The sequence below is a fragment of the Pelomonas baiyunensis genome, assembly GCF_043555935.1.
GTDB lineage: Bacteria > Pseudomonadota > Gammaproteobacteria > Burkholderiales > Burkholderiaceae_C > Pelomonas > Pelomonas baiyunensis.
Window position 1 is genome coordinate 334,955 of sequence record NZ_JBIGIB010000004.1, and the last position, 25,436, is coordinate 360,390.

The 25,436-nt window shown below is 69.3% G+C and carries 26 protein-coding genes; 16 read left to right on the forward strand and 10 right to left on the reverse strand.

The window, feature by feature from the left end:
* Positions 1–28: 28 nt before the first annotated feature.
* Entirely contained in the window at positions 29–1,375 is a 1,347-nt protein-coding gene (locus ACG01O_RS15680) for a serine/threonine-protein kinase (protein WP_474102568.1), read from the reverse strand.
* A gap of 30 nt (positions 1,376–1,405) precedes the next feature.
* Here ACG01O_RS15680 and ACG01O_RS15685 point away from each other — a divergent pair, with 30 nt between their 5' ends.
* From ACG01O_RS15685 to ACG01O_RS15730, 10 genes are all read left to right on the forward strand, one after another.
* Positions 1,406–1,801, forward strand: a complete 396-nt coding sequence (locus tag ACG01O_RS15685; RefSeq protein WP_394385996.1) for a VOC family protein — start codon at positions 1,406–1,408, stop codon at positions 1,799–1,801.
* Between the two features lie 63 nt (positions 1,802–1,864).
* The gene (gene argS, locus ACG01O_RS15690) at positions 1,865–3,574 is read left to right on the forward strand and encodes an arginine--tRNA ligase (protein ID WP_394385998.1); all 1,710 of its coding nucleotides are present in this window, start codon (positions 1,865–1,867) and stop codon (positions 3,572–3,574) included.
* Positions 3,571–4,266 carry an SPOR domain-containing protein gene (locus ACG01O_RS15695; RefSeq protein WP_394385999.1) on the forward strand — a complete coding sequence of 232 codons (696 nt, stop codon included), beginning with the start codon at positions 3,571–3,573 and terminating at the stop codon, positions 4,264–4,266. Before argS ends, ACG01O_RS15695 begins: the two co-directional genes overlap by 4 nt.
* A gap of 31 nt (positions 4,267–4,297) precedes the next feature.
* On the forward strand, positions 4,298–4,966 hold the full coding sequence (locus ACG01O_RS15700) for a thiol:disulfide interchange protein DsbA/DsbL (RefSeq protein WP_394386001.1): 669 nt from the start codon (positions 4,298–4,300) through the stop codon (positions 4,964–4,966).
* A 74-nt stretch (positions 4,967–5,040) separates the two neighbouring features.
* The gene (locus ACG01O_RS15705) at positions 5,041–5,688 is read left to right on the forward strand and encodes a thiol:disulfide interchange protein DsbA/DsbL (RefSeq protein WP_394386003.1); all 648 of its coding nucleotides are present in this window, start codon (positions 5,041–5,043) and stop codon (positions 5,686–5,688) included.
* Between the two features lie 82 nt (positions 5,689–5,770).
* The gene (gene lptA, locus ACG01O_RS15710; protein ID WP_394386005.1) at positions 5,771–6,388 is read left to right on the forward strand and encodes a lipopolysaccharide transport periplasmic protein LptA; all 618 of its coding nucleotides are present in this window, start codon (positions 5,771–5,773) and stop codon (positions 6,386–6,388) included.
* Positions 6,388–7,173: an LPS export ABC transporter ATP-binding protein gene (lptB, locus tag ACG01O_RS15715; RefSeq protein ID WP_394386007.1), complete on the forward strand. Its 786-nt coding sequence runs from the start codon at positions 6,388–6,390 to the stop codon at positions 7,171–7,173. The genes lptA and lptB overlap by 1 nt, the downstream gene beginning before the upstream one ends.
* A gap of 252 nt (positions 7,174–7,425) precedes the next feature.
* Complete coding sequence (locus tag ACG01O_RS15720) at positions 7,426–8,919, forward strand: RNA polymerase factor sigma-54 (RefSeq protein WP_394386009.1); 1,494 nt, start codon at positions 7,426–7,428, stop codon at positions 8,917–8,919.
* 228 nt (positions 8,920–9,147) lie between these two features.
* Positions 9,148–9,696, forward strand: a complete 549-nt coding sequence (locus tag ACG01O_RS15725) for a hypothetical protein (protein ID WP_394386010.1) — start codon at positions 9,148–9,150, stop codon at positions 9,694–9,696.
* A 90-nt stretch (positions 9,697–9,786) separates the two neighbouring features.
* On the forward strand, positions 9,787–11,328 hold the full coding sequence (locus ACG01O_RS15730) for a methyl-accepting chemotaxis protein (RefSeq protein WP_394386011.1): 1,542 nt from the start codon (positions 9,787–9,789) through the stop codon (positions 11,326–11,328).
* Positions 11,329–11,377: 49 nt separating this feature from the next.
* Here the strand turns inward: ACG01O_RS15730 and ACG01O_RS15735 are convergent, their stop codons facing one another.
* Complete coding sequence (locus ACG01O_RS15735) at positions 11,378–12,226, reverse strand: AraC family transcriptional regulator (protein WP_394386013.1); 849 nt, start codon at positions 12,224–12,226, stop codon at positions 11,378–11,380.
* Positions 12,227–12,345: 119 nt separating this feature from the next.
* On the opposite strand from ACG01O_RS15735, the gene ACG01O_RS15740 reads away from it, so the two are divergent.
* Entirely contained in the window at positions 12,346–13,284 is a 939-nt protein-coding gene (locus tag ACG01O_RS15740) for an alpha/beta fold hydrolase (protein WP_394386014.1), read from the forward strand.
* Between the two features lie 241 nt (positions 13,285–13,525).
* Here ACG01O_RS15740 and ACG01O_RS15745 read toward each other — a convergent pair whose 3' ends face one another.
* Complete coding sequence (locus tag ACG01O_RS15745; protein ID WP_394386016.1) at positions 13,526–14,395, reverse strand: alpha/beta hydrolase; 870 nt, start codon at positions 14,393–14,395, stop codon at positions 13,526–13,528.
* A gap of 59 nt (positions 14,396–14,454) precedes the next feature.
* Here ACG01O_RS15745 and ACG01O_RS15750 point away from each other — a divergent pair, with 59 nt between their 5' ends.
* The 3 genes from ACG01O_RS15750 (at position 14,455) to ACG01O_RS15760 (ending at position 16,899) form a co-directional block, all read left to right on the forward strand.
* Positions 14,455–15,735, forward strand: a complete 1,281-nt coding sequence (locus ACG01O_RS15750) for a THUMP domain-containing class I SAM-dependent RNA methyltransferase (RefSeq protein WP_394386017.1) — start codon at positions 14,455–14,457, stop codon at positions 15,733–15,735.
* Positions 15,722–16,234: a hypothetical protein gene (locus tag ACG01O_RS15755; protein WP_394386019.1), complete on the forward strand. Its 513-nt coding sequence runs from the start codon at positions 15,722–15,724 to the stop codon at positions 16,232–16,234. The genes ACG01O_RS15750 and ACG01O_RS15755 overlap by 14 nt, the downstream gene beginning before the upstream one ends.
* An 89-nt stretch (positions 16,235–16,323) precedes the next feature.
* Positions 16,324–16,899 carry a hypothetical protein gene (locus tag ACG01O_RS15760; protein ID WP_394386020.1) on the forward strand — a complete coding sequence of 192 codons (576 nt, stop codon included), beginning with the start codon at positions 16,324–16,326 and terminating at the stop codon, positions 16,897–16,899.
* Between the two features lie 6 nt (positions 16,900–16,905).
* On the opposite strand, the gene ACG01O_RS15765 is transcribed toward ACG01O_RS15760, so the two are convergent.
* The 7 genes from ACG01O_RS15765 to ACG01O_RS15795 form a co-directional block, all read right to left on the reverse strand.
* Complete coding sequence (locus tag ACG01O_RS15765) at positions 16,906–18,078, reverse strand: MFS transporter (RefSeq protein WP_394386021.1); 1,173 nt, start codon at positions 18,076–18,078, stop codon at positions 16,906–16,908.
* A complete protein-coding gene (locus ACG01O_RS15770; protein ID WP_394386023.1) occupies positions 18,075–18,788 on the reverse strand; it encodes a 16S rRNA (uracil(1498)-N(3))-methyltransferase in 714 nt (237 codons plus the stop codon). Before ACG01O_RS15770 ends, ACG01O_RS15765 begins: the two co-directional genes overlap by 4 nt.
* A 38-nt stretch (positions 18,789–18,826) precedes the next feature.
* Positions 18,827–19,393: a hypothetical protein gene (locus ACG01O_RS15775; RefSeq protein WP_394386025.1), complete on the reverse strand. Its 567-nt coding sequence runs from the start codon at positions 19,391–19,393 to the stop codon at positions 18,827–18,829.
* 59 nt (positions 19,394–19,452) lie between these two features.
* Positions 19,453–21,126, reverse strand: coding sequence for a long-chain-fatty-acid--CoA ligase (locus ACG01O_RS15780; protein WP_394386026.1), 1,674 nt, complete (start codon positions 21,124–21,126; stop codon positions 19,453–19,455).
* 92 nt (positions 21,127–21,218) lie between these two features.
* Positions 21,219–22,694, reverse strand: coding sequence for an NAD(P)(+) transhydrogenase (Re/Si-specific) subunit beta (locus ACG01O_RS15785; RefSeq protein WP_394386028.1), 1,476 nt, complete (start codon positions 22,692–22,694; stop codon positions 21,219–21,221).
* Positions 22,694–23,014, reverse strand: a complete 321-nt coding sequence (locus ACG01O_RS15790; protein ID WP_394386029.1) for an NAD(P) transhydrogenase subunit alpha part 2 — start codon at positions 23,012–23,014, stop codon at positions 22,694–22,696. Before ACG01O_RS15790 ends, ACG01O_RS15785 begins: the two co-directional genes overlap by 1 nt.
* 2 nt (positions 23,015–23,016) lie before the next feature.
* The gene (locus ACG01O_RS15795) at positions 23,017–24,132 is read right to left on the reverse strand and encodes a Re/Si-specific NAD(P)(+) transhydrogenase subunit alpha (RefSeq protein ID WP_394386031.1); all 1,116 of its coding nucleotides are present in this window, start codon (positions 24,130–24,132) and stop codon (positions 23,017–23,019) included.
* Positions 24,133–24,214: 82 nt separating this feature from the next.
* Here ACG01O_RS15795 and ACG01O_RS15800 point away from each other — a divergent pair, with 82 nt between their 5' ends.
* On the forward strand, positions 24,215–24,712 hold the full coding sequence (locus ACG01O_RS15800; protein WP_394386033.1) for an NUDIX domain-containing protein: 498 nt from the start codon (positions 24,215–24,217) through the stop codon (positions 24,710–24,712).
* 13 nt (positions 24,713–24,725) lie between these two features.
* On the forward strand, positions 24,726–25,430 hold the full coding sequence (locus ACG01O_RS15805; protein WP_394386034.1) for a 2OG-Fe(II) oxygenase: 705 nt from the start codon (positions 24,726–24,728) through the stop codon (positions 25,428–25,430).
* The last annotated feature ends 6 nt before the right edge of the window (positions 25,431–25,436 follow it).

Here is a 25,436-nt window from a genome sequence, read left to right on the forward strand (position 1 = left end):
CGCGTCACGGCCGCATCACCGATGCCCGCTACAGGATGCGACGCGGGTGGTGCAAGGCTTCGTGCGCCGCGTGCAGCCGGCGCACCAGCACGCGGATGAAGCCGCGGTCGAAGCGGTGCTGGCATTCCGGGCTCAGCTGCCCGATGGACTCGGGTGTGAACGAGATGGTGGTGCACTCGCGGCTAACACGGATGTCGGTGCTGTGGCGGCGCAGGTCGGGGTTGGGCGCGAGGTACGCCATCTCGCCCACCGAGGTGCCGCGCCCGAGCGTGGCCACATGCTGCCCCTCGCGGAACACCTCCACCTCGCCCTGGGCAATGATGTGGAAGGTGTTGCCCTCCTGGCCGCGCTTGAACAAGGCATAGCCCTGCGGATAGCGTTTCCAGCGCGCACGCCGCACGACTTCCCACAACTGCACATCGCCGAACTCGGCAAAGAACTCCAACGAGCGCAGCAGGTTGAAGCGCTCGGAGTCGCGCACCTCGCCGAGGCGGTTCAGCGGCACCTGCTGGCTGGCCACCAGGCTGGACAACGCCTGGCCGAAGGCCTCCCAGTCGGGGTAGCGCTCGTGCGGGCTCTTGGCCAGCGCGCGCAGCACCACGGTGTTCAAGGCTTCGGTCACGCCGCCGCGCTGACCCAGCAACGGCAACGGCGGCTGGTGGTAGATCTGGTGCATCAGCGCCATCTGGTGCGGCGCATCGAAAGGCGGGCGGCCGCAGATCAGGTGGTACAGCACGGCGCCCAGCGCGTAAATGTCGGCCCGGCAGTCCACGTCGCCGCCCTCGATCTGCTCCGGCGGCATGTAGGCGAGCGACCCCACGCGGTGAATCTGGGTGGAGTCGGCATGCAGGTTCAGCGCCGAGCCGAAGTCACTCACCTTCACATCCACCACCTGGCCGGCTGCATCCAGCACGGCCAGCAGGTTGGCGGGCTTCACATCGCGGTGGATGACGCCCTGCCGGTAGACGTAGCCCAGCGCCATCGCGCACTTGAAGGCCAGTTCCACGATCTGGTCCAGCGGCAGCAGGCGGTCGCTGCGGCAGAAGTGCTTGAGCGTGACGCCCGGCACGTACTCCATCACCAGGTAGGGCGCGGCCTCTTCGGACACGGCGTCCAGGATGGACACGACGTTGGGGTGGTGCAGCCGACCGGCCAGCGCCGCCTCGGCACTGAAGAAGCGGTTGCTGAAGTCGCTGCTGGGGGCGTCCGGCGGGGGCGCCCAGGCGCGCAGCCGCTTGATGGCGACCTCCTGACCCTGGAACGGGTCGCGGGCCAGAAAGACATCACTGGTCGCGCCTTCGCCCAGGCGACGGATCACCTGGTAGCGGCCGATGTGGGAGGGCAGGTCTTCTGCGGGGGCACTCACGCGGGGCATGATACGGGCCGCCTGACGGAGCTTCGGCCCATGTTCTCCCACATCTACATCGGCACGCGCGACTTCGAGCGCGCCCTGGCCTTCTACCGCCCCCTGTTGGCGCTGCTGGGCGTGACCGAGCGCTTTTGCGACCCCGCCCAGGGCTGGGCGGGCTGGGAAAGCACGCCCGGGCCACGGCCGCTGCTGGTGCTGGGCCGGCCCTTCGAGGGCGAGCACGCGCCGGGCAATGGCCAGATGGTGGCGCTGCTGGCCTCGCACCGCGCCCTCGTCGACCAGGCCCACGCGCTGGCCCTGAGCCTGGGCGGCCGCTGCGACGGCCCGCCGGGCCCGCGCCCGCACTACCACGCGCACTACTACGGTGCCTATGTGCGCGACCCCGACGGCAACAAACTGGGCCTGGCCTGCCACACCGCCCCGGCCGACTGAGTCCACCGACCCGCCCGCCCATGCGTTCTGGCTGGACGGGGCCCGCCTCCTAAAATCCCGCCCATGATCCAAGCCAAGCAGGCGCTGCTCGCCGCACTCGCCGACTCTCTTCAGGAAATCGCCCCCGGCTCCAACGCCCCGGCGGCCTTTGAATCCCCCAAGCAGGCCGCGCACGGCGACTTCGCCTGCACGGCGGCCATGCAGTTGGCCAAGCCGCTCAAGGCCAACCCGCGCGAACTGGCCACGCGCCTGATCGCCGCGCTGGAGGCCAAGCCGGCCTTCCAGACCTGGGTGCAGTCGCTGGAGATTGCCGGCCCGGGCTTCATCAACATCCGCCTGAAGCCCGCCGCCAAGCAGGCCGTGGTGGCCGAGGTGCTGGCCGCCGGCGAGAAGTTCGGCCACCGCGCTCCGACCGACAAACACGTGATGATCGAGTTCGTGTCGGCCAACCCGACCGGCCCGCTGCACGTGGGCCACGCCCGCCAGGCCGCACTCGGCGACTCGCTGTGCTCCGTCTTCCAGAGCCAGGGCCACCAGGTCACGCGCGAGTTCTATTACAACGACGCGGGCGTGCAGATCGCGACGCTGGCCAACTCCACGCAGATGCGCCTGAAGGGCTTCAAGCCCGGTGACGCTGAGTGGCCCGAGGCCGCCTACAACGGCGACTACATCCAGGACATCGCCGACGCCTTCCTTCAGCGCGAAACCGTCAAGGCCGACGACCGCGAGTTCACCGCCTCGGGCGACGTGGACGACCTCGACAGCATCCGCCAGTTCGCCGTGGCCTATCTGCGCCACGAGCAGGACCTGGACCTGCAGGCCTTCGGCCTCAAGTTCGACAGCTATTTCCTCGAAACCAGCGTCTACAAGGGCGGCCAGCTGGAGAAGACGGTCGAGCGCCTGGTCGCCAGCGGCAAGACCTACGAAGACGGCGGCGCGCTGTGGCTGCGCACCACCGACTACGGTGACGACAAAGACCGCGTGATGCGCAAGAAGGAAGGGGGCTTCACCTACTTCGTGCCCGACGTGGCGTATCACATCAACAAGTTCGAGCGCGGCTACACGCAGTGCATCAACATCCAGGGCACGGACCACCACGGCACCATCGCCCGCGTGCGCGCCGGCCTGCAAGCGGTGGACCTGGGCATCCCGCAGGGCTTTCCCGACTACGTGCTGCACAAGATGGTCACCGTCATGAAGAACGGCGAGGAGGTCAAGATCTCCAAGCGCGCCGGCTCCTACGTGACGCTGCGCGACCTGATCGACTGGACCAGCCGCGACGCGGTGCGCTTCTTCCTGATCAGCCGCAAGGCCGACACCGAGTTCGTGTTCGACGTCGACCTCGCACTCAAGCAGAACGACGAGAACCCGGTGTTCTATGTGCAGTACGCGCATGCCCGCATCTGCTCCGTCATCCGCAAGTGGGGCGGCGACCTGTCCAGCCCGGCCGACCTGAGCCTGCTGACCGCGCCGACCGAGGAGGCGCTGATGCTCAAGCTCGCTGCCTACCCGGACATGCTCACCGGCGCGGCCGCTGGCATCGCCCCGCACGACGTGGCCTTCTACGCCCGCGACCTGGCCGGCGCCTACCACTCCTACTACGCGGCCGAACGCGTGCTGGACCAGACCCCCGAGCTGAGCCGTGCCCGCGTCGCCCTGCTGCAGGCCACCCGCCAGGTGCTGGCCAATGCGCTGGGCATGCTGGGCGTGAGCGCCCCTGAACAAATGAGCCGCGACACTGCGGACACCACGGAAACCTCGGAGAGCGAATGACTGCTGCGTCCAAACCTGCCGGCCAGAAGAACCAGAAGGGCGGCTTCGTTCTGGGGCTGATCGTCGGCCTGCTGGTCGGCCTGGCCATTGCCCTGGGTGTGGCGCTGTACATCACCAAGGTGCCCATTCCCTTTGTGAACAAGGTGCCCCAGCGCACCGCTGAGCAGGACGCCGCCGAGGCCGAGCGCAACAAGAACTGGGACCCGAACGCCCCGCTGGCCGGCAAGGCCGCCCGCAGCGCCAGCGGCGTGGTGAACCCGCCTGCCGCCACCGGCACGGCCCCGGCCACGCCGGCCCCGACCGCCGCCACCACCGCACCCGCTCCGGCCCCGTCGGCCAGCACGGCCGCGCCCGCCCCGGCGCCTGCGGCCAAACCGGCTGCCGCCAAGGCGGACGCCCCGGCGGCCTCTGCCCCAGCCGCCACCGCGCCGCAGGCTGCAGCAGCGGGCGCCGATGGCTACGTGTACTTCGTGCAGGCCGGCGCCTTCACCCGCCCCGAAGACGCGGAATCCCAGAAGGCCAAGCTGGCCATCCAGGGTTTCACCGCCAAGGTCATGGAGCGGGAGCAGAACGGCCGCACCGTGTACCGCGTGCGCCTGGGCCCGTCGGACACCCGGGAAGCCGCCGAAGACCTGCAACGCAAGATTGAGGGGGCTGGCTTCGAGGCCAACCTCGTTCGTGTACAACGCTGACCGCACCCCGTACTGAAGGATGACTGCCGCCATGAAGCGCCGTGATTTCTCTGCCCTGCTCGCCTCGGCCCCGGCCCTGGGCGCCACCGGTTCGGCCCTGGCCCAAGGCGGCCCGGTCGAAGGCCGCAACTACCAGGTCATCAACCCGCCGCTGAGCACCACGCCCGGCAAGATCGAGGTTGTGGAGTTCTTCTGGTACGGCTGCCCGCACTGCTACGCCTTCGAGCCCGCCGTGGAAGCCTGGGCCAAGCAGCTGCCCGCCGATGTGGCCTTCCGCAAGGTGCACGTGGCCTTCCGCGCCAACGTCAAGATCCACCAGCGCATGTTCTACGCGCTGGAAGCCCTGGGCAAAGAAGCCGCCGCCCGCCCCGCCATCTTCAACGCCATGCACCAGCAAGGCCTGGGGCTGGATGACGCCAAGGAGCAAGCCAAGTTCCTGAGCCCGCTGGGCATCGACCCGGTGAAGTACCAGGAGGCCTACAACTCCTTCGGCGTGGCCACCAAGTGCTCGCAGGCCGAAAAGCTGTCCGAGGCCTACCGCATCGACGGCGTGCCCATGCTGGGCGTGGCCGGCCGCTTCCTGACCTCGCCCGGCCAGGCCGGTGTGGGCCTGGGCCAGCGCCTGCCCGAGCATGAACTGGGCGCCCGCGCGCTGCAGATCACCGACTTCCTCATCCAGCGCGCGCGGAACAAGGCATGAGCGCCGCGCCGGGCCGCCCCAAGCACGCGCCCTCCCACCTGACGGCTCCGGCCGTCAGGCCGAAGGGTGCCGTCGTGACTCGCCGCCACGCCACCGCCGCACTGATCGCGGCGGGTTTCGGTCCGGCCGCCTGGGCCCAAGGCACCCCGGTGGAAGGCAAGCACTACGTGCGCCTCGGTCAGCCCCTGCCCAGCACGCCGGGCAAGATCGAGGTCATCGAGTTCTTCTTCTACATGTGCCCGCACTGCAACGCGTTCGATCCGTTGCTGGAAGCCTGGGTGCACCAGCTGCCGGCGGATGTGAGCTTCCGACGCGTGCCGGTGGGCCAGCAGCTGATGTTGAAGCTGCACCAGCGCATGTTCTACGCGCTGGAGGCGATGGGCGCCATGACACCCCAGGTGCACAGCGGCATCTTCAACGCCTTCCACCGCGGGGGCGTGCAAGCCACGGATGAAGCCGCCGTGACGGCCCTGGTGGGCCAGCTGGGCGTGGACACCGCCAAGTTCAAGCAGGCCTTCAACTCCTTCGGCATCCAGGCCAAGGTGCAGCAGGGCAGCAAGCTGGCCGAGCTGGCCGGCGCCCAGGAAGTGCCGGCCCTGGTGGTAGGCGGCCGCTGGCGCACCAGCCCCAGCCTGGCCGGCACACCAGGCCAGAGCGAAGCCACGCAAGGCCAGCAGGCCCTGGCCGTGGCCAGCCAGCTGCTGAAGCTGGCGCGGGCTTGAACGATTCCTGACAGGCTTGCCGCGAGGGAAAGCCTGAGCGGCACGGCAGGCCCCTAGAATGGCCTGCAACTTCCGTGCCGCCATGTCCCGCCACCTGATCTCCTTCGTTCCCGTGCTTGCCCTGGCGCTGGCGCTGCCGGCCGCCCAGGCCGAGAAGGCCGACCGGCTCAAGCCCTTCATCTTCACGCAGGAAAAGCTGGGGCGCGTCGACGCCGTGAACCAGCGCACCGAGCTGCTGGGCAACGTGGTCATCACCAAGGGCAGCCTGCTGCTCAAGGCCGAAAAGGTCGACATGCAGGAGACCCGCGAGGGCTACCACCAGGCGTTCGCCACCGGGGCTCCGGGCCAGCCGGTGAGCTTCCGCCAGGCGCGCGACGTGCCGGGGGAGTCCATCGAAGGCGTGGCCAATCAGCTGGAGTACGACACCCGCACCGAGACCGTGCGCTTCATCGGCAACGCCACCGTGCGGCGCCTGCGCGGCGCGGCCGTGGCGGAAGAAGTGACCGGCGCGGTCATCGTGTACGACAGCCGCACCGAAGTGTTCACGCTGGAAGGCGGCAGCACCTCGCCCAACCCGAACGGCCGCACCCGCATCGTCATGATGCCGCGCGTGCAGCCGGGCGACGACGCCGCGTCGGCCCCGCCGGCCAGCCTGCCGCTGAAGCCGTCCACCACGCTGCAACCGGGCAAGCCCTCGTGATGAGCGCGGCAGCGGTCAGCCCCGCGAACACCGCCGCGGCCTGCGGCAGCCGCCTGGAGGCCGAAGGCCTGGCCAAGAGCTACGGCGTGCGCCGCGTGGTGAAAGACGTGCACGTGCGCGTGGACTGCGGCGAGGTGGTGGGCCTGCTCGGCCCCAACGGCGCCGGCAAGACGACCAGCTTCTACATGATCGTGGGCCTGGTGCGCTCGGACGCCGGCGTCATTCGCATCGACGGCGCCGAAGTGCAGCGCCTGCCCATCCACCAACGCGCGCGCCTGGGCCTGTCCTACCTGCCGCAGGAAGCGTCCATCTTCCGCAAGCTCACGGTGGAGCAAAACATCCGCGCGGTGCTGGAGTTGCAGCAAGACGACGCCGGCCGCCCGCTGTCCAAGGCGCGCATCGACGAACTGCTGAATGGCCTGCTGCACGACCTGTCCATCGACAGCCTGCGCGACAGCCCGGCCCCGGCCCTGTCCGGCGGCGAGCGCCGACGGGTGGAAATCGCCCGCGCCCTGGCCACCCAGCCGCGCTTCATCCTGCTGGACGAGCCTTTCGCCGGCGTGGACCCGATCGCGGTGCTGGAGATCCAGCGCATCATCGGCTTCCTGAAGGCGCGCGGCATCGGCGTGCTGATCACCGACCACAACGTCCGCGAGACGCTGGGCATCTGTGACCGGGCCTACATCATCAGCGAAGGGGCCGTGCTGGCCGAAGGCATGCCCGACGAGATCGTGGCCAACGCCGACGTGCGCAAGGTCTACCTCGGCGAAAACTTCAAGATGTGACGCCATGAGCCCCTCGTCCAGCCTTGCCCCGCTGAACGCGGGCCAGTCTGACCGGTCTTGCAGACCGCGCCGCGCCCTGGGTCGCGGCCCTTCGGCAGGCACATGCCGCCCCCCGGGCGCCATGTGTCCAGCCTCAGCCCCCGAGGGGACGGCGATGCTTGCGGCATGGAGCCGCAAGCACATCGCCCTGGCGGGCCGGCTTGGGCGCGGCCCGGCGCTCGGCCCGCGAAACCTTCATCGCGACGTTGCACCATGAAGCAGACCCTCCAGGTCCGCCTCAGTCAGCACCTGGCGCTGACCCCCCAGCTGCAACAGTCCATCCGGCTGCTGCAGCTGTCCACGCTGGAGTTGCACCAGGAAGTGGAGCAGATGCTAGCCAGCAACCCGTTGCTGGAGACGGAGGAGGAATTCAGCGTCAGCACGCCGGAACTCGCCACCAACGCCCCGGCCGACAGCACCGGCAGCGACAACACGCCCGAAGGCGGCGAGCCGGAAGCCGCCGAGCTCAGCGGTGACGACTTCGGCGGCACCGAGCGCGACGACTGGGAAAACGGCACCGAGCGCGACGACTTCGACGGCATCCGCGAGCTGCCCTCCAGCAGCGGCAGTGCCAGCGGCGACGACGACGGCGAGCGCGAGAGCCAGGAGTCGGCCGAACTCACGCTGGCCCAGCACCTGGCGCAACAACTGGCCGGCCACCACCTGTCGGCCGAAGACCGCGCGGTGCTGCAGTTGCTGATCGAGTCGCTCAACGAAGACGGCTACCTCGAAGACCCGCTGGAAGACATCGCGGCCGGCTTTGCCGAGGACGAGGAAGAGCGCGAGGAGTTGCTGGACCGCCTGCGCTTTGCGCTGCGGCTGCTGCAAAGCCTGGAGCCTGCGGGCATCGGCGCGGCCAACTTGTCCGAGTGCCTGGTGCTGCAGCTGCGCGCGCTGCCCAAGAGCCCGGCGCAGGTGATTGCCATCCTGATCTGCAAGGGTCATCTCGAACTGCTGGCCAAGCGCGACATGCGCCGGCTGATGGCCGAGACCGGCGCCGACGAAGCGCTGCTGCGCGAGGCGCAGGCGCTGATCACGCAACTCGAGCCCAAACCCGGGCGGCGCTTTGCACAAGGCGCGGCCGCGGCCATCGTGCCGGACGTCATCGTGCGCAAGGTGGGGCGCGAGTTCCGCGTGATGCTCAACCCCGAGGTGGCGCCCAAGCTGCGCATCAACGAGCTCTACGCCAACGCGCTGCGCGCCACGCGCGGCGGCATCAGCAACTCGCCGCTGGGCGGGCAGCTGCAGGAGGCGCGCTGGTTCATCAAGAACATCCAGCAGCGCTTCGACACCATCCTGCGCGTCAGCACCGCCATCGTGGAGCGCCAGCGCGGCTTCTTCACCCACGGCGAGCTGGCCATGAAGCCGCTGGTGCTGCGCGAGATTGCCGACGAACTCGGCCTGCACGAAAGCACGATCTCCCGCGTCACCACCGCCAAGTACATGGCCACGCCCTGGGGCACCTTCGAGCTGAAGTACTTCTTCGGTTCGGGCCTGAGCACGGAAGCCGGCGGCGAGGCGTCCAGCACTGCCGTGCGGGCGTTGATCAAGCAGTTCGTGGCCGCGGAAGACACCAAGAAGCCGCTGTCTGACAGCGCGCTGGCCGCCATGCTGGAGGAACAAGGCATCCAGTGCGCGCGGCGCACGGTGGCCAAGTACCGCGAAGGCATGAAGATCGCCCCGGCGAACCTGCGCAAGGCGCTGTAAGCCGCCTCGGGCTGCGGCCCAAACGAGAAAAACTCCCGAACCCCGCCGTTGCGCGCCAAACGCCGCGCTTGCGCTGACCCGAGCAGGCGCGGAGACTCCGCTTCGCGATGCGGTTAGTCCCTGTGACGGAACCGTTCGCAGACCGCCTCGGAACCCCAGCAGTCCGGCGTGAAGTCCGAGCCGAGGCGTCGACCCCGTTCTGGCACCCATCATTCAGGGAGTTTGAAGATGCCCGTTCTCGCACGTCGCTCCTGGCTGGCGCTGGCCGCCGCCGCTGGCCTGTTCACCTGCATCCAGGCGTCCGCCTCGCTGCCTGCCGAGCTGCAAGCCAAGGTGGACAAGAGCAAAGCCAAGCTCGTGGCCCTGGCGGCCGACCCGGCCATGGTGGCCGCCGTGAAGGAAGCCAATGCCAAGGGCGACCCCGGCATGAGCAATGGCAAGTGGGTGGACCTGCCAGACACCGATCCCTTCATCCAGACGCTGCTCAAAACCAAGACCAGCCGGCAGATTGCCGACTGGGAGGCCAAGGACGACACCATCAACAAGCTGGTGCTGCGGGATCACAAGGGCAATCTGGTCGCGGCCAGCGTGCGCCCGCTGATCTGGAACAACGTGGCCCGCCCGGTGTTCGCACAGGCCATCAAGGGCCAGGCCTGGGCGGCCGAAGAGGTCAAGCCGGACCCGTCCACCCAGGTGCCCAGCGTGCAGCTGTCGGCCCCGGTGCTGGACGGCGGCAAGCCCATCGGCGTGCTGCACAGCGCCGTGACGGCCAAGTAAGGCGCCCCGGCCGCGCCGCGGCCCGACCCTGACCCCATCCGGCCCGCTCGCGTGGCCGGCACAGATTCCTCCCGAGGAAAGGATGCCGTGATGCTCACCTCGTTGAAAGTGGGCCCACGCCTAGTGCTGGGCTTTGCCCTGGTGCTGGCGCTGCTGGGCATTGACAGCATGTTGGCCCTGAGCCGCCTGGCCGCGTTGAAGGCCGACTTGGCCGCCGTGACCGGCGAGGCGCCCGAGCGCCTGGCCAGCAAGTTGCGTGACCTGGCGCGCTACCAGAGCGTGACGATCCGCGACGTCATCATGCAGGACGACATGGCCTTCAAGAAGAAGGAGTTCGACCTGATGAAGGCCGCGCGGCAGGACTACGACAAGACCGCGCAAACGCTGGCCGGCATGGTGCAGGACGAGCCCGCCCGCGCTGCCCTGGCCCGCGCCGCGACTGCGCTGGCCGGCACGAAGGGCCTGATCGAGAAGATCGTGGACCTGACCATGAACGACGACATGGCCGGCGCCTCGGCCATGGTGCGCGACCAGTTGCGCCCCGCCCAGCAGGCCCACGTGCAGGCGCTGGATGCGGTGATCGAAACCATCCAGGCCGCGTCCCACGAACGCGACCTTGCGGCCACGTCGGCCTACCGCACGTCGGTGGCGTTGATCATCGGCCTGTCCCTGGCGGCGCTGGCCGTGGGCGCGGTGGTGGCCTGGCGCATCCAGCTCAGCATCACGCGGCCGCTGGCGGAGGCGGTGTCGGTGGCGCAGTCCATCGCCGAGGGCGATTTGTCGCGCGAGATCCGCATGCAGTCGGGCGACGAGGTGGGGCGGCTCATGCAGGCGCTGGCCGCCGTGAACACCGACCTGAGCCGCATCATGCTGGAGGTGCGCACGGCGGCCGACACCATGCAGACGGCCACGCTGGAAATCGCCGCCGGCAACACCGACCTGAGCCAGCGCACCGAGCAGCAGGCTGCCAACCTGGAGGAGACCGCCTCGTCCATGGAAGAGCTGACCGCCACGGTGCGCAACACGGCCGACACGGCGCAGAGCGCGTCCGACCTGGCCCGCAACGCCAGCACCGCGGCCGACCGCGGCGGCCAGGTGGTGAGCCGGGTGGTGGACACCATGCAGGCGATTTCGCAGAGCTCGCGCAAGATCACCGACATCATTGGCGTCATCGACGGCATTGCGTTCCAGACCAACATCCTGGCGCTCAACGCCGCGGTGGAAGCCGCGCGGGCCGGCGAGCAGGGGCGCGGCTTCGCGGTGGTGGCCGGCGAGGTGCGCAGCCTGGCGCAACGCTCGGCCGAGGCCGCCCGCGAGATCAAGTCGCTGATCGGCGCCAGCATGGAGAACGTCGAGAACGGCAGCACGCTGGTGGCCGATGCCGGCAGCACCATGACGGACATCGTGGGGCAGGTGCAGAAGGTCAGCCGGCTGATCGACGAGATCAGCCAGGCCACGGTGGAGCAGACCCGCGGGCTGGCTCAGATCAACGAGGCCGTCACGCAGCTGGACCAGATGACCCAGCAGAACGCCGCGCTGGTGGAAGAAAGCGCCGCGGCGTCAGGCAGCCTCAGCCAGCAGGCCGAACGGCTGGTGGGCACGGTGGGCATCTTCCGCCTGCGCAACGCCTGAGCCGGCGGGAGGCGGGCGGGGTCTCGCCCGGAGGCCGGCCGGTGGCGGGTCAAGCCGCGTCAGCGCTGGACCCCAGCGCCGCCTTGCGCCACGCCCGGGGCGACTCGCCCGTGTGCGCCCGGAAGGCGCGTGACAGCGCCGCCTCGCCGCCGTAGCCCACCTCGGCCGCCAGGTGCTTGAGCGCGCGGCCCTCGCGCAAGCCCTTCTGCACCAGGCCGATCCGCCAGCGCTGCAGGTAGGCGCCGGGCGTGCAGCCCACCACGTCCCGAAAGGTGTTGGCAAACACCGTGCGTGACAAGCCCGCCGCCTCGGCCAACGCCTCCAGCGGCCAGTCGCGCTGCGGGGCTTCGTGCATCGCCACCAAGGCCCCGCGCAGCCGCGGGTGCGACAGGCCCGCGAGCAGCCCCGACTGCAGGCGCCCCAGCGTCATCAACTCGCGCAGCACCCAGATCAACAGCACCTCGAACAGCCGGTCCAGCATCAGCTGCCGGCCGCAATGGCTGGCCTCAGCCTCGGCAAACAGCTGCGCCAGCACCGGCTGGCATTGCGGCACGGCAGCCAGCGGCAGGCAGACGCAGTCGGGCAGCGCGGCAGCGATCGGGTGGCTGGCCTCGCCCTCGAACGCCATGTGCGCGCACAGGAACTGCGCGCCGCAGTGCGGGTCGGTCACGAAGCGGTGCGGCAGCGGGCGTGGGTACAGCAGCAGGCTGGGCTCGGTCAGCCGCAGCGGCTCGGCCGCGCCGGCGTTGTAGACGGCCACCCCGCCCTCGCGCACCAGGTGCAACTGCCCCCGCCCGGCCTGGGGCTCCAGGCTGTTCACCCCACACAGTGGCCCGGCCTGGAAGGCCTCTGCCCGCACGGCGAAGTGGCGGAAGAGCGCGGCAAGTCGATCGGCCATGGTCAGCCACCCCGTACCAAATGCAAAGTCGAACGAACTTTAAGGCATCTTCAGTTCCGCATGGGCGCGCACAGTTCGTCCTGTCGCAAGACGGTTCAGTCACCCCCCTGGAGATCCACATGAACGCTTTCACCCGCCTCGCCCTCGCCGCCACCATCGCCCTCGGTGGCGCAGCCGCCCAGACCATTGCCGTGGCCGCACCGGCTGCCCCCCAGGCCGCCATCGCCAGCCCCTTCGTGGCGGCCAACGACGGCACGCCGCTGTACGTGAAGGACTGGGGCCCCAAGGACGGCCCGGTCGTGGTGTTCAGCCACGGCTGGCCGTTGAACGCCGACAGCTGGGAGTCGCAGATGCAGTTCCTGGCCGAGCGCGGCTACCGCGTCATCGCGCACGACCGCCGCGGCCACGGCCGCTCGGGCCAGCCCTGGGCGAACAACACGATGGACCAATACGCCGACGACCTGGACGCCGTGCTGCGCGCCAAGGGCGTGACGCGCGCCACGCTGGTGGGCTTTTCCACCGGCGGCGGCGAGGTGGCCCGCTACATCGGCCGCCATGGCACGGCACGTGTGGCCAAGGTGGCGTTCGTGAGCGCGGTCACGCCCATCATGGGCGCCAGCCCCACCAACCCGAACGGCGTGCCCGAGGCGGTGTTCAACACGCTGCGCCAGGCGTCGCTCGACAACCGCGCCCAGCTCTACAAAGACATCGCCAGCGGCCCGTTCTTCGGCTTCAACCGCCCGGGCGCCAAGACGTCCAGCGGACTGGTGGACAGCTTCTATGTGCAGGGCATGCAGGCCGGCGCCAAGGCCACGTACGAAAGCATCGAAGCCTTCTTCCACTCCGACTTCCGTGAGGACCTGAAGAAGGTCAACGTGCCGACGCTGGTGATCCACGGCACGGACGACCAGGTCGTGCCCATCGACACCACCGGCCGCGCCACGGCCCAGCTGGTGAAGGGCGCCCGCCTGATCGAGTACGCCGGCGGCTCGCACGGCATCACCGACACGCACAAGGACCGCCTGAACCAGGACCTGCTGGACTTCATCAGCAAGTGATCCTCGGAGGCCGGGCCGATTGCGGGACGAGCGCCGGGCCGCCCCACGCCGGCCCGCCTCTGGCGATGTGCTTGCGGCTCGACGCCGCAAGCATCGCCGCCCCCTCGGGGGGCTGAGGCCGGACACATGGCGCCCGGTGGGCGGCATGTGCCTGCCGAAGGGGCGCAGCGGGAGCTGCGGCGCGGTCTGCAAGACCGACCAGGTGCGCCCGCGTTCAGCGAGGCGCGACTGGGCGAGGGGCTCAGTCCTTCGATGGGCCAGTCTCCGGCGCCAGCGGCTCGAACACGAAGCGCATGCCGCGCGTGTAGCTCTCGGCCTTGGTGCCGGCATGGCGCTCGCCGTCGATGGTGCGGTTCTGGAACACCAGGCCCGGGTGCTTCAACGTGGGCAACAGCGCCTGGTAGCGCTGGATGCCGGCCAGGAAGCCGGGCCATTCGTACTCGGCGCCCGTCACGTACAGCCGCGCGTGGAGGGGCTTGCCGGTGGCGGCGTAGGCCTGGGCCTGGCCGATGATCCAGTCACCGCCCGCCACCACGGCCGGGCTGGCGGCGATGTAGCCCTGGAACAGCCCGGGCTTGGCGTACATCGCATGCAGCGCAAACAGGCCGCCCAAGGAACTGCCGGCCAGAAAGCGCTGGGCGGGGTCGGCGCGGTAGTCACGCTCCACCAGCGGCAGCACCACCTGTTCCAAGGTGGCCAGAAACTGGTTGGCATGGCCCGACTCGGCCTTCTCGTTCGGCAGGCGCACGGGTGACAAATCCCACAGCCGCAGCGCGTCGTAGTCGAGCCCGTCGCCGGCATAGCCCAGGCCGACGATGATGAATTCAGGCACCACGCGGTCGTAGACGAGATTGCCGTACGAGGCCACCAGCGTTGCGAAGTCCCAATAGGCGTCGGTCACGTACAGCACCGGGTAGCGCCGCTGGGGCTGCGACGCAAACGACGCGGGCAGGTGCACGTGCAACTGATAGCTGCGGCCTTGGGCGGTGGGCGGCAACACGCGCAGCACCGTGTCGGGCAGGCGGTGCGGCGGGTCCACCCGCACCGGGTCGGCAGCCTGGGCCTGCCAGGCGGTCCACATCAAGGCCAGGGTCGAAACCAGTCGCTTCATCGCATGCAGACGCAGGTTGGACAACGCTGTCCAGTGTAGGCGCGGCGACAATCCGGCCGGTGAGCCTGCCCAACAAACTGTTCCTCTTCGTTCCCTGCCCCGCCGGTGTCGAGCCGCTGCTGGAGGCCGAACTCAAACGCTTCCTGCCCCCGGGCGTGCGCAGCAAAGTGGAAGCCCTGCGCGGCGGCTGCGGCCTCGTCGGCGGCGCTGACGATGTGATGCGCATCAACCTCGAGAGCCGCCTCGCCCAGCGCGTGCTGGTGGAAATCATCGAAGGCCCCTACCGCCACGAAGACGACCTGTACTCGCTGGCCCGCCGCGTGGACTGGCGCGACTGGCTCACGCCCAAGCACACGCTTCGCATCGACGTGACCGCCCAGCGCTCGCCGCTGAAGAGCCTGAACTTTGCGGCCCTGCGCATCAAGGACGCGATCTGCGACCAGCTGCGCGAGCACACCGGCGAGCGCCCCAGCGTGGACACGCATTCGCCCGACCTGCCCGTGGTGCTGCACGTGGGCCCCGAGCGCGCCGCGCTGTACGTGGACACCTCGGGCGAGCCGCTCTTCAAGCGCGGCTGGCGCATCGACAAGGGCGACGCCCCGCTGAAGGAAACCCTGGCTGCCGCCATGCTGGCCGCCGCCGACTGGCGCGGCACGCCCGAGCAGGGCGGCGCACTGCACGACCCCTGCTGCGGCTCCGGCACCATCCCCATCGAGGCGGCCCTCATCGCCTGCGACTCGGCACCCGGCCTGCAGCGCCGCTTCGCCTTCGAGCGGCAACTGCCCTTCGCCACGCCGGCCATGAAAACCGCGTGGGGCGAGATGACGCAGGCCGCCCGCGCCCGCATCCACCCGCCGGCCGTGCCCATCTACGCGAGTGACGTGGCCTTCCGCATGGTCGACTTCGCGCGCCGCAACGCCGAGCGCGCGGGCGTGGCGCAGTACATCCAGTTCAACGGCGGCGACGCGCTGGAGCGCCCGGCCCCCAAACTGCCCGACGGCCTGCCCGGCGCCATCGTCATGAACCCGCCGTACGGCGAGCGCATCGAGGTGCGCGGCAAGGCCGCGATGACGCGCGATGCCCGCGGCTCCGAGGAGCTGGACGCGGGCGACGACTTCTTCCCGCGCCTGGCGGCGCACTGGAAGCGCCAGTACACCGAGAACCCGGCCGGTTGGACCGCCTGGATGCTGACGCCCGACATGAAGCTGCCCAGCAAGATGCGGCTGAAGGAAACCCGCCGCGTGCCGATGTGGAACGGCCCCATCGAATGCCGGCTGTTCCGCTTCGACCTCATCAAGGGCTCGGCGCGCAAGCCGGCCGAAGGCGATGCGGTGGCGTGACGCGATCACGGCAGCGGTGCTGGCGGCCGCCTGCGGCCTGGCCAGCGCCACGCCTTGCACCCTGGTGTTCGGCCAGGGCCGCAACCCCACGCTGAAGGGCGGCCCCGACTGGGACACGCTCAATCAACAGTTCAATGCCGCCATCAGCCAGGCGCTGGACGCCGCCGGCCGCCGCGTCATGCCCCTGACGGCGGACAGCGTGCAAGCCGACCCCGAGGCCGCTGCACTCGCACTGCTGCGCGAAGCCGACCGCCTGGGCTGCGCCACGCTGGCCGAGACCAATGTGTTCGCCGACGAACAAGACACCCTGGTGCTGCGCCTGCGCGTCTACCCCCTGCTGCCCACCCTGGGCCCGGGCGGCACCCTCACCGGCCTGCGCATCGGCGCGCCGGTGTTCATCACCCAGCGCGAGTTCGCGTTGAAGGCCCTGCTGCGCCTGAAGCTGGACGCCACCGGCCAGCAGTTGGCGGCCGAGTACTTGCAGCACGACCGGCGCTGAGCGTCCCCGTCAAAGTTGCGGATGTGGGCAGGTGCGCACACGCGAACACTGCGGCCGGCGCCACGTGGCGCGACAACGGAGCCCTCCCGATGAAGATGCAACTCTGGATCCGCGCTGCGCTGCTGGCCGCAGCCCTACCGGCGCACGCCAAATTCGTGAACCAACCCACCCCGGTGGTCAGCCCCGCGGCGCCCGCCACGGCCACCTGGGAGTTCGGCGGCTATGGCAACTACGGCCGAGATGGCAGCTCAAGCATCCTGTACGAGCGCGAGCAGCACACTTGGACGCTCAACCTACCCGCCACGATGGCGCCTGGTTCCTACTTGCTCAGCGTGTGGCTGGCGGCAGATGACACCTACAGCCGGCCTGAGTCCAGCTACCTCACCAGCATCCAAATCAACGGCAACACGCCCCTCGTGATCAACGGCCTGGCCCACGGCACGCCGTTTGGAACCCGCTTCACCAATTGGACCCAAGTGAACCTGCCGGTCAGCACCCTGGGCGCCAGCTTTGACTTGACCATCGCCAACGGGAAGACCAGCGCGAACTGGATCGCCATCGACAAAGTCCAGGTCAGCGCCGTGCCCGAGCCTGGCGCGGTCACGTTGTGGGCCCTGGGCGGGCTCGCCCTGCTGCCGGCCTTGCGCCGCCGTCCCCCCCGCTGACTCGCGTCAACGGGCGCGAGAACCGCGCGACGGCCCCCACGCCAGCGCTGCCAGGGCCAGCGCACACAGCGACAGCGGCACCAGGCTCGCCCAGTTCATCCACTGCCAGCCGCCGGTCGTCACCAGCGCGCCGGAGGAGAACGAGGTCAGCGTCATGGTGGCGTAGACGCCGGTGTCCAGCAGGCCCTGGGCACGGGTTTTCTCCTCGGGGCGGTAGGCCTGCGTGAACAGCGTGGTGCCGCCGATGTAGAGGAAATTCCAGCCCACGCCGAGCAGCAGCAAGGCGCCCAGGAAGTGCGGCAGGTCCTGGCCTGACAGCGCGAACACCACGCAGCCCAGGTTCAACGCGACACCCAGCGCCATCACGCGCAGCACACCCATCCGGCGGATCAGCCCGCCCGTGAAAAAGCTGGGCACGAACATGCCCAGCACGTGCCACTGCAGCACCAGGCCCGCGTCGGCGAACGGCAGGCCGCACTGGCCCATGGCTATCGGGGTGGCGGCCATCAAGAGGTTCATGACGCCGTACCCGAGCGCACTGGCCGCCAGCGCCACGAGGAACACCGGCTGGCGCAGCAACTCGCCGCTGGGGCGGCCACCCGCCCCCGGCGCCGGCTGCACCAGCGGCGGGAACTCGATGCGCGACATCAGCAGCGCCCCGGCCACCGCCACGCCCATCAGCATCAGGTAGGCCCCGGCAAACGGCGCCACCAGCCACTGCTTGCTGGCGCCGGCCAGCCACGGGCCCAGCACCGCGCCCAGGCAGCCGCCGCCCAGCACCCACGAGATCGCCGACTCCCGCTGCGACGGCGGCACCAGCTCGGTGGCGGCGAACCGGTACAGCGCCGCGCCGGCGTTGTAGTAACCGGCCATCAAGGTGGCCCCCACGACACCCCAGAACTGCTGGTTCAGCACGCTCCACAGCGCCACGCCGCAGCTGACGAACGCCACCGCCAGGCCGATCAGGAAGGCCCGCTGGCGGCCGAAGCGCAGCTGGTGGCGGCCCACCCAGCGCGCCATCAAGGCGCCGCCGGCCACGTAGGCGCAGATGGGCAGCGTGGCCATCCACGGCCGCGGCGCCAGGGCCAGGCCCACCAGGCCGTTGATGGCCATGAAGCAAATGTTGTTGGTGAGAAACAGGCCCTGCACCAGCACCAGCAGGGCCAGGCGGCGGTTCATGACAGCGCCAGCCAGGACATCACCGCCAGCGGTGCCGTGTCGGCCCGCAGCACCCGGGGGCCCAGGCTCACCGCCGCGAGGCCATAGCCGTGCGCGGCCGCCACTTCGGCGTCGCTCAGGCCGCCTTCCGGCCCGCTCAGGAACAGCGCCCGCGCCTGTGCGAACGGGGCCAGGGGCTGCGCGGCACGCGGGCTGAGCACACCGCGCCATTCGTCCGGGTCCGGCGGCAGCGTGGCCAGCCACGTTGCCAGCGGCTGCACCGGGTCCACACGCATCGGCACGGTGCGGCCGCACTGCTCGGCCGCAGCAATCGCCACGCCTTCCCAGTGCGCGCGCTTCTTCTCGGCGCGGTCGCCGTTCAGGCGCAGCACCGAGCGTTCGCTCATCAGCGGCACCAGGCGCGCGGCACCCAGCTCGGTGGCCTTCTCGACGATGAAGTCCATGCGGTCGTTGGCCGGCATCACCACCGCCAAGGTGACGGCGCGGATCAATTCCCGCGCCGGCTGAGTCGAGGTTCCCAGGCGCACCCGCACCTCGCTGCGCCCCATGGCCGTGACCTCGGCCTGCCACTCGGGGCCGGTGCCATCGAACAGGGTGATCGCATCGCCCGGCTGCATGCGCAGCACCTGCACATGGCGGGCCGCGCCGGGCGGCAGCGCAAAGTCGCCCTCGGCGGGCGTCAGCGGAACATCAACGTAGAAGCGGGGCAAGGCAGGGCTCGGCAAACAGGGCGAGCCGCAAGTGTCCCTCAGCGAAGCCCCAGGGCCTCGCGCACGGCGGCGGCAGCGTCCTCGCCCTTGGCCTTCTGCACCCGCTCCACCAGTTGCAAGGCCAGCGCCTGCAAGGCCGGCAGGCTGTCGGCCCGCTCCACCTCCAGCGCAAACGCGTAGCCCTTGAACGGGCCCAGCAGCTTGGTGGCCTGGCCACTGAGGTAGGTGTAGAGCGCCGCGCGGTCCAGCAGCGGCGAGTGGCCCGCAGAAGCCGACGCGGCCGGCGCGGCGGAGGACGGGGCCGCCGCCGGCGCTGCGGGTGCTGCGGGCACGGCCGGCGGGGCGGCCGGGGCCGGGTGAGATGCGGCGTGTGCGGCGTGTGCGGCATGGGCCGCGGCCGGGCCGCCTGCCAAGGCCACCAGCCCGTGCTGCCACAGGGTCTGGAAATCGGCGTCGGTGGCGCCCGCCACCAGGCTCACCCACTCGGCCGCGGGTTTGGTGGCGTCCAGCACGAGCAGCAGGTTGCGCGCGGTGCGCGACAGCGGCAGTGCGCGGGCGCGAATCTCGGCGCGGCCGGCTTCAGTCTTGGCGTACAGGTTGAACACGGTGTCGTGCCTCGCCCGCGTACGGTGTCACCGCCTGCGGGCTGGTCGGGCCGGCTGTATCAGCTCTTGTCCCGCAGCTCCCTGCGCAGAATCTTGCCCACGGGCGTCTTGGGCAGTTCGGTGCGGAATTCGACGATCTTGGGTCGTTTGTAGCCGGTCAGGTTGGCTTCGCAATAGGCCCGCACGTCGGCCTCACTGACATTCGGGTCTTTCTTCACGATGACCACCTTGACCGCCTCGCCCGCCTTGGCGTCCGGCACGCCCACGGCGGCGCACTCCAGCACGCCGGGCATCTGGGTCAACACGTCTTCCACCTCGTTCGGGTAGACGTTGAAGCCACTGACCAGGATCATGTCCTTCTTGCGATCCACGATCTTGAAGTAACCGCGTTCGTCCACGGTGCCGATGTCGCCGGTGCGGAAGAAGCCGTCGGGCGTCATGACCTTGGCGGTTTCGTCCGGGCGCTGCCAGTAGCCGGCCATGACCTGCGGGCCACGGATGGCGATCTCACCCGCCTGGCCCAGGGGCACTTCGTGGCCGTCGTCGTCCAGCAGCTGCAGCTCGGTCTTGGGCATGGGCAGGCCGATGGTGCCGCTGTAGGCGTCGCTGTCGGTCGGGTTGCAGCTGGCGGTCGGTGAGGTTTCCGACAGGCCGTAGCCCTCCACGATGGGGCAGCCGGTTTTCTCCAGCCACAGCTTGGCCGTGGCCTGCTGCACGGCCATGCCGCCGCCCACCGAGATGACGAGGCGGCTCCAGTCCACCGTGCTGAACTCCGGGTGGTTGGCCATGGCCATGAACAAGGTGTTCACCGCCGGGAAGCTGTGGAAGCGGTGCTGGGCCAGTTCCTTGAACACGGCCGGCAGATCGCGCGGATTCGGAATCAGCACGTTGGCGCCGCCCATGTGCATGGACAGCATCATGTTCGTGTTGAAGCCGAAGATGTGATACAGCGGCAACGCGCACACGGTGACGACCTGCTCGCCCGCCGGGATCTTCTTCAGCGCGGGCTGGTACCAGGCCTCGCTTTGCAGGATGTTGGCCACGAGGTTGCGGTGCAGCAGCACCGCGCCCTTGGACACACCCGTGGTGCCGCCGGTGTACTGCAGCACGGCGATGTCGTCCGGGCTGAGCTTGGGCGCCTTGTAGCTGAGGCTGCGGCCCTTGGCGATCGCGTCGTTGAAGCGCACGGCGCCCGGCAGCTCGTAGGCCGGCACCATCTTCTTCACCTTGCGCACCACGTAGTTGACGATGCTGCCCTTGATGAGGCCCAGCATGTCGCCCATGGCGGCCAGGATGATGTGCTTGGTGGGCACGTGCTGGATGACCTGCTGCAGCACCGAGGCGAAGTTCTCGATGATGAAGATGGCCTTGGCGCCGGAGTCCTTCAGCTGGTGCTCCAGCTCGCGCGGCGTGTACAGCGGGTTCACGTTCACGACGACGAAGCCCGCCCGCAGGATGGCCGCCACCGCCACCGGGTACTGGAACAGGTTGGGCATCATCACCGCGACGCGGTCGCCCTTTTCCAGGCCCAGGCTCTGCAGGTAGGCCGCCACCGCGCGCGAGGCCTCATCCACCTGCGCAAAGCGCAGGCTCTTGCCCATCATCAGATAGGCCGGCTTGTCCGCGTTCTTCTTGAACGAGGTGTCCAGCAAATCTACGAGGCTGGGGTAGAGCGACACATTGATGTCGCGCGGCACCGCGGCCGGGTAGTGCTTCAGCCAGATCGGCTCCATGGACTTGTCTCCTAGTTCTTCACTGGCGGCGATTCTGACCGAAGGCTGACAGCCCTCCGGTCAGGGGATTCGATAGCGCCGCGATGCGTGGATCACTCCACGGCCTTGAGCATGTCCTCAACCACCTTTTTCGCGTCGCCGAACACCATCATGGTCTTGTCCATGTAGAAGAGTTCGTTGTCCAGGCCCGCGTAGCCGGCGGCCATGGAGCGCTTGTTCACGATGATGGTCTTGGCCTTGTAGGCCTCCAGGATGGGCATGCCGTAGATCGGGCTGCCCTTCACGTGGGCGGCGGGGTTCACCACGTCGTTGGCCCCGAGGATGATGGCCACGTCCACCTGGCCGAATTCGCCATTGATGTCTTCCATCTCGAAGACCTGGTCGTACGGCACTTCGGCCTCGGCCAGCAGCACGTTCATGTGACCGGGCATGCGGCCCGCCACCGGGTGGATGGCGTATTTGACGCTGATGCCCTTCTCGGTGAGCTTGGCAGCCAGTTCCTTCACCGCATGCTGGGCGCGCGCCACGGCCAGGCCGTAGCCCGGCACGATGACCACGCTCTCTGCATTGCCCAGCACGAAGGCCGCGTCGTCGGCGCTGCCGCTCTTGACGTTGCGCTGCTGCGTGGCCCCAGCCGCCGCGGCCGTGGCGTCACCGCCGAAGCCACCCAGGATCACGTTGAAGAACGAGCGGTTCATCGCCTTGCACATGATGTAGCTCAGGATCGCGCCCGAGCTGCCCACCAAGCTGCCGGCAATGATCAGCATCGGGTTGTTCAGCGAGAAGCCGATGCCCGCCGCCGCCCAGCCGGAGTAGCTGTTGAGCATGCTCACCACCACCGGCATGTCAGCGCCGCCGATGGGGATGATGAGCGTCACGCCCAGCACGAAGCCCAGCACCACCACGATCCAGAACGCATGCGCGTAGCCGGCCAGGCAGAACACCGCGCAGCCCCACAAGGCCAGCAGACCCAGCAGCAGGTTCAGCCAGTGCTGGCCCTTGAACACCACCGGCGCGCCCTGGAACAGGCGGAACTTGCTGCCACCCGAGAGCTTGCCCCAGGCGATGACGGAGCCGGTGAAGGTGATGGCGCCAATGAAGGCGCCCAACGCCAACTCCAGCCGGTTGCCCATGGGGATGGGGGCGAGCGCACGCGCGGCGATGCCGTCCTCCGGTGCAATGCCTGCCAGCGCAGCATCCAGCGGCGGCGTGATGCCGAAGGCCGCCGGCTCGTACACGGCAGCCACCGCAATCGCCACGGCCGCCAGGCCGATCATGCTGTGAAAGAACGCGACCAGCTCAGGCATCTTGGTCATCTCGACCGTCTTGGCCTTCCAGGCGCCGAAGCCGCCACCCAGCACCAGCCCCAGCAGCACCCACACCAGGCCCATGCCGTGGCCGGCGAGCTTGACGATGAGCGCGGCCGTGGTGAACGCGGCGATCGCCATGCCCACCATGCCGAACAGGTTGCCGCGGATGGAGGTCGTCGGGTGCGACAGCCCCTTGAGCGACTGGATGAAGCAGACGCTGGCGATGAGGTACAGCAGCGTGACCAGGTTCATGCTCATCACTTGCCCTCCTTCGCGGCCGCGGGCTTCTTGTCCTTCTTCTTGAACATCTCCAGCATCCGCCGCGTCACGAGGAAGCCGCCGAAGATGTTCACCGCCGCGAGCGCCACGGCCAGCACGCCCATGCCCTTGGCAAAAGGCGTTTCGGTCATGGCGGCGGCCAGCATGGCGCCGACGATGACGATGGCCGAGATCGCGTTGGTCACGGCCATCAGCGGCGTGTGCAGCGCGGGCGTCACCGTCCAGACGACGTGGTAGCCCACGTAGATGGCCAGCACGAAGATGATGAGATTGATGATGGTGTGGTCAACCAGTTCCATGGTCAGGCCCTCGTCACTTGTCCGTCTTGCGTCACGCGGCAGGCCGCGACGATGTCGTCATCCAGCGGCACGGCGAACGTGCCTTCCTTGGTGATGACGAGCTTGAGGAAGTCCAGCACATTGCGCGCATAGAGTGCCGACGCATCAGCCGCCACCAGCGCCGGCAGGTTGGTTTCGCCCACCAGCGTCACGCCGTGCTTCACCACCGTCTTGCCGGCCTCGGTCAGCGGGCAATTGCCGCCGGCCGGTGCCGCGATGTCCACGATCACCGAGCCCGGCTTCATGGCCTTGACCATGTCCTCGGTCACCAGCACCGGCGCGGCGCGCCCGGGGATCAGGGCCGTGGTGATGACCACATCGGCCTGCGCCACGCGCTTGGCCACTTCCGCCTTCTGGCGGTCCAGCCAGCTTTGCGGCATCGGGCGGGCATAGCCGCCCACGCCCTCGGCCGCTTCCTTTTCCTCGGCGGTTTCGTAGGGCACGTCGATGAACTTGGCGCCCAGCGACTCGACCTGCTCCTTCACGCTCGGGCGCACGTCCGACGCCTCGATGACCGCCCCCAGCCGCTTGGCCGTGGCAATCGCCTGCAGGCCCGCCACGCCCACGCCGAGGATGACCACGCGCGCAGCCTTCACGGTGCCGGCGGCCGTCATCAGCATCGGGAAGAAGCGCTGGTACTTGTCGGCCGCGATCATCACGGCCTTGTAGCCCGCGATGTTGGCCTGGCTGGACAGCACGTCCATGCTCTGCGCGCGCGTCGTGCGCGGCGCGGCTTCGAGCGCGAAGCTGGTGAGGCCGGCAGCGGCCATGGCGGCAAGGCCGTCACGGTCGAAGGGGTTGAGCATGCCCACCAGTGCGGTGCCCGGCTTCATCAGCGCGAGTTCATCGGCCCCGGGGGCGCGCACCTTCAGCACCAGCTCGCTCGCCAGCGCCGTGGCCTGGTCGACGATCTCGCACCCCACCGCCTCGTAGGCGGCATCGGGCACGCTGGCGGCCACGCCGGCACCGGTTTCGATGCGCAGCACATGGCCTTGGGCCTTGAGCTTCTTGGCCGTCTCGGGCGTAACGGCCACCCGTGTCTCTGCGGCCGCGCGTTCGCGCGGAACTCCGATCTGCATGAGGTCTCCTCCTCGGGACAGGTGCGGTTCAGCTTACACAATGCACGTGTCGTCCCACTGCGGGAATCCCACAAGAGGTTTCATGAGCGCCACAGACCGATTTCGTCCCAGCGTGACCGTGGCTGCCGTGATTGCGAACGCGGGCCGCTACCTGCTGGTGGAAGAGGACACGCCTGAAGGCGTGATGCTGAACAACCCCGCCGGCCACCTGGAGCAGGGAGAAAGCCCGCTGGACGCGGTCGTGCGCGAAGCGCTGGAGGAAACCGCGCGGCATTTCGTGCCCGAACATTTCCTGGGCGTGTACCTCGCGCGCTTCGTGCGCCCGGCCCGTTTAGAGGATGTCACCTACGTTCGGCTGGCTTTTTCGGGCGCGGTTGGTGAAGCCATCGCCGGGCGGGCGCTGGACACCGGCATTCGCCGCACGCTGTGGATGACCGAGGCCGAGCTGGCCGCCTGCCCCGAGCGCCACCGCAGCCCGCTGGTGCTGCAGTGCGTGCAAGACCACGCCGCCGGCCGGCGCCTGCCGCTGGAGACCGTCTTCGCGCACGCCTCGCTGCAAGCCCCGCAACGCAAGGGCTGAGAATCCGGCCCCCATGACTGCGCCCGCCGATTTCATCGAGGTCTATGACCAGGCTCTGAGCCCTGATGCCTGCCGCGCGTTGATCGCGCGTTTCGAGGCCAGCCCGCACCTGCAGCGCGGCGAAACCGGCAGCGGCGTCGATGTGACGCTCAAGGACAGCTGGGACCTCGCCATCAGCCGCCACCCCGAATGGGCCGATGCCTGCGCGCTGCTGAACGACGCGGTGATTGCCGGGCTCAAGCACTACCTGCGCCGCTACGCGCACCTGGCGCTCGCGCCACTGAAGCTGCAGATGCAGCAGCCCGACGGCTCAATGGCGCTGCTGGATGCAGACGGCGTGGCCGCGCTGCCCGACGCCCACCTGATGGGGCTGATCGCCAAGGTGTTCCGCCCGGGCGCCATCAACCTGCAGCGCTACCGCGCCGACGAGGGCGGCTACCCCTACTGGCACTGCGAGCAGTACCCGCGGCTGGACCAGGGCGAGGCCCTGCACCGTGCGGTGCTCTGGACGGTCTATCTGAACGACGACTTTGCCGAGGGCGAGACGGAGTTCCTCTACCAGGGCCGCAAGATCGAACCGCGCACCGGCAGCCTGCTGATCGCGCCGGGCGGCTTCACCCACACCCACCGCGGCAACCGCCCGCGCGGCGGCGACAAGTACATCGCCACCAGCTGGGTGCTGTACCAGCGCGCCGAAACCCTGTTTGCCGCCGGCTGAGCAGCC